Below are 3,573 nucleotides of genomic sequence, written 5' to 3'. Positions count from 1 at the left end.
TTATGATCCCCATCCACCAAGCGAATATTCTTTACCTTAGTACCACCTTTTAAAACAGATGAAGCGCCTTTTACTTTCAGATCTTTTATCACCATAACGGTATCTCCGTTTGTTAAAATCTGACCATTGGCATCATAAACAGTATTGACAAGAACAGTATCATCGTTTTTTTGTGGCCATTCATGTGCGCATTCAGGACACACAAAATTTTCACCATCTTCATAAGTATAAAGACAATCACAACGAGGACATTTGGGATATTGGGTCATAAATTCCCCTTTTAAAAGAAAAATCATTCATTATGACTGGTCATAAAGCAAGAAGTACTTATTGTCCATTATTTTAGAAAAACATTTCCCTTTGTTTTAACCTTCATCTGCCAACTGTGTTCATGAATGCTATCATCACATACCATACATGGGTTTATAAAAATGATTGATCATTATATAACTTAAATAAGCCCCCGCATATCATAAAATTTACTCACTTCATTCTCTCTCATAAATGAATCAAAATCATTTTCTTATACATCACCAATACAATTAACGAATGAATAAAAAACAATTAGAAAAGGAACATCTCTGAATAAAAACGCTTCCAAAAAGCTAAAAACTGAGAAACAAGAAAATGATAGACTCAACTTGACCTTTTATTTAAGTAAAGCATTCATAATGTTAGAGAACAAACTGATTTATGATCATAGTTAATGGTTTTGTATATTGAATGAGAGCCAATAAATAAGCTGAGATTCTCTCAACCTCTTTTACATTGAATAAACCAAAGCCTTTTCCTTGCATGTTACAAGTAGGAAGAGCCGTGTAAAACAATTATTCAAAATACTAAATACTCTCAAATATAAGAGCCAACATTGAAAGCGGGCAAAGTGAATGATGGTGCTGGTCTTACTCTCTCATAAGCATAAAAATGGTGCTGCTCAATGGATGGCCGGTTATCCCTTTCAAAAGTAACACGCATAAGATACGTTTTTAGCGTTTTGAGAGAGATGCTTCTTTAAGACAAACATATGAAATGTGTAACAATGATAGTATTTTGTTGTGCATGAGGAACATCTCCCCTATTAAACAAACATTTCTATCAAACCATCAGAAGCCATTGGATATCAATTCCCCGATTCTGCCTAATTATAATTACCTACAGTATTCGGTTTTAAGAAGCCCGCAGTTTTAAGAATCCGATTGATATGTAAAAGAGGAAAAACAAAGCGAGCTTGAAAATGGAAGCTCTGCCTTATGGCCAATAAAATCACGTCCCTAAAAACATACCTCATGTGATCAATCATCATACCTTTACAAAAAACATTCCACTGATCTTAGGTGATAATATCAGGGCGATCTCGCCCCAATGCTTGTTGTATATTTAACAGTTTTAGTGCCACCTGTTGCAAAGGTTGGAGAACTTCTTGCGGATTAAAATTGTGTTTGCGCGGATCACTTTCATACTGTTCAAAATAAAGTCGTAAAGTAGCACCTAGCGTCCCTGTTCCCGACAAACGGATCACCAACCGTGCTCCGTTCTCGAAAAAAATACGTATACCTTGCCGCGTGCTAACGCTCTGATCAACAGGATCATGATATGTAAAATCATCTGCTTTTTTGACGAAAAATCCAGCAATTTCAGTTCCTGCATGTGGTAAGTGCGTACGCAAATGTTCTATAAGTTCCAAAGCTTTATCTGCTTCGACTTCTTCATAATCATGCCGTAACGTGTAAAAACGCCCATAGGTGTACCAATGCTGCTGAACTATTTGTGCGACAGTTTTTTCTGTTATCGCTAAAAGATTTAACCAAAATAAGACAGCCCATAAACCATCTTTTTCGCGGATGTGATGAGAGCCAGTTCCAAAGCTTTCTTCACCACAAAAGGTTACTTTCCCCGCATCCAAAAGGTTTCCAAAAAACTTCCATCCCGTTGGCGTTTCAAAAAAGTTTAATCCGTGTTTTTCCGCAACCAGATCAGCAGCACGTCCCGTCGGCATAGAACGCGCTATCCCCACAACACCTTTTCGATATCCTTTAATGAGGTGTGCATGCTCAGCCATAATAGCCAAAGAATCTGAAGGCGAGACAAATTGCCCACGACCAATAATGAGGTTACGATCTCCATCACCATCAGAGGCTGCACCAAGATCTGGTCCTTGCTCTGACATCAATAAATCATAAAGAGCCTTGGCATAAACCAAATTAGGATCCGGATGACCGCCTCCAAAATCTGGCAAAGGAATACCATTAACCACTGTTCCTTCAGAAAATCCTAAGCATTTTTCAAAAATTTCATGAGCATAAGGCCCTGTTACCGCATGCATAGCATCAAACCGTAAAGTAAGACCTCCAGCAACGGCCTTGGCAATACAGTCAAAATCAAAAAGCTCCTGCATCAAAGCAACATAATCAGCGACAGAATCAATAATATCAATCCGCATGGCTCCCATAAAGATCGTACCTTGCCTATCTAAATCAATATCTGGTGCTTCAAGAATTTTATAAAAGGAAAGACGTTGCGATGTTGCAAAAATAGCATCACATAAAGAATTAGGAGCGGGTCCACCATTGGAAACATTGTATTTAATACCACAATCTCCCTCTGGACCACCAGGATTATGGCTTGCAGAAAGAATAAGTCCACCATGGGCATGAGTTTTACGAATAAGATGCGAAACAGCAGGTGTAGAAAGAATACCGCCCCTTCCCATTTTAACACAAGAAACACCATGCGCCGCTGCCATCTTCAACACAATCTGAAGGAGAGTACGATTAAAAGTGCGCCCATCGCCCCCAAGAATCAACATTTTTCCTTCAAGAGGTCCAATGTTATCAAAAAGAGACTGTATAAAGTTTTCTACATAATGAGGTTGTTGAAAAACAGACACTTTTTTGCGCAAACCAGACGTTCCCGGTTTTTGCCCCTCAAAAGCCGTGGTCAAAACTGTCTTTATGGTCATGTAAATACCTTCATATTCTTTCCTTTAATTTTAAGGTGAAGAGTATCCAAAGTCGACCATTAATTCTACTTGACGGAAGTGTGAAATATTTGCACACTCGTTAGAAGTCAGAATTTTTAAAGAATCCCTTTTATTTAAACCGTTCTTTCCGATATGCTTTTAAAGACAAAAGCTGTTTTAAAACGAAATTTTTGTAAAAAATATAGGAGCATCCTTATGATGAAAAAAACTGTTCCCAATGTAACATTCCATACACGTGTCCGAGATGAAGTGGGTGAAAATAATTCTTATCGGTGGCAAGAAGTTAACAGCGATTCTTACTTTAAAGGAAAGCGTGTTATTCTTTTTTCTCTTCCTGGAGCATTTACCCCTACTTGCTCAACCTTTCAGCTGCCTGACTTTGAAAAACTCTATGATGAATTTAAACAAGCGGGTATTGATGAAATTTATTGCCTTTCCGTCAATGATGCTTTTGTCATGAACGCTTGGGGAAAAACACAAAATATCAAAAACGTGAAATTAATTCCTGATGGCTCTGGTGAATTCACACGCAAAATGGGTATGCTGGTTGCAAAAGACAATGTTGGTTTCGGCATGCGATCATGGCGCTATGC

The 3,573-nt window shown here is 38.0% G+C and carries 3 protein-coding genes; 1 reads left to right on the top strand and 2 read right to left on the bottom strand.

The features are described from left to right. Both ACFIKE_RS08690 and ACFIKE_RS08685 read right to left on the bottom strand, forming a co-directional pair. A partial coding sequence (locus ACFIKE_RS08690; protein WP_375649335.1) for a zinc ribbon domain-containing protein YjdM occupies positions 1 to 269 on the bottom strand: 269 nt, incomplete at its 3' end. A gap of 1,061 nt (positions 270 to 1,330) precedes the next feature. Next, positions 1,331 to 2,959, bottom strand: a complete 1,629-nt coding sequence (locus ACFIKE_RS08685) for an alpha-D-glucose phosphate-specific phosphoglucomutase (protein ID WP_375649332.1) — start codon at positions 2,957 to 2,959, stop codon at positions 1,331 to 1,333. Positions 2,960 to 3,175: 216 nt separating this feature from the next. Here ACFIKE_RS08685 and ACFIKE_RS08680 point away from each other — a divergent pair. Then, the coding region (locus ACFIKE_RS08680; RefSeq protein WP_375649329.1) for a peroxiredoxin at positions 3,176 to 3,573 on the top strand (398 nt) is incomplete at its 3' end.

Origin of the sequence: Bartonella sp. MU70NMGDW, assembly GCF_042194085.1 — a bacterium.
Classification (GTDB): Bacteria; Pseudomonadota; Alphaproteobacteria; order Rhizobiales; family Rhizobiaceae; genus Bartonella; species Bartonella grahamii.
This window is presented reverse-complemented; position numbering and strand designations above follow the sequence as displayed.

Bases quoted from the DNA above. Each gene is read 5' to 3' on its own strand.
- ACFIKE_RS08685 (WP_375649332.1), bottom strand. From the start codon at position 2,959: ATGACCATAAAGACAGTTTTGACCACGGCTTTTGAGGGGCAAAAACCG.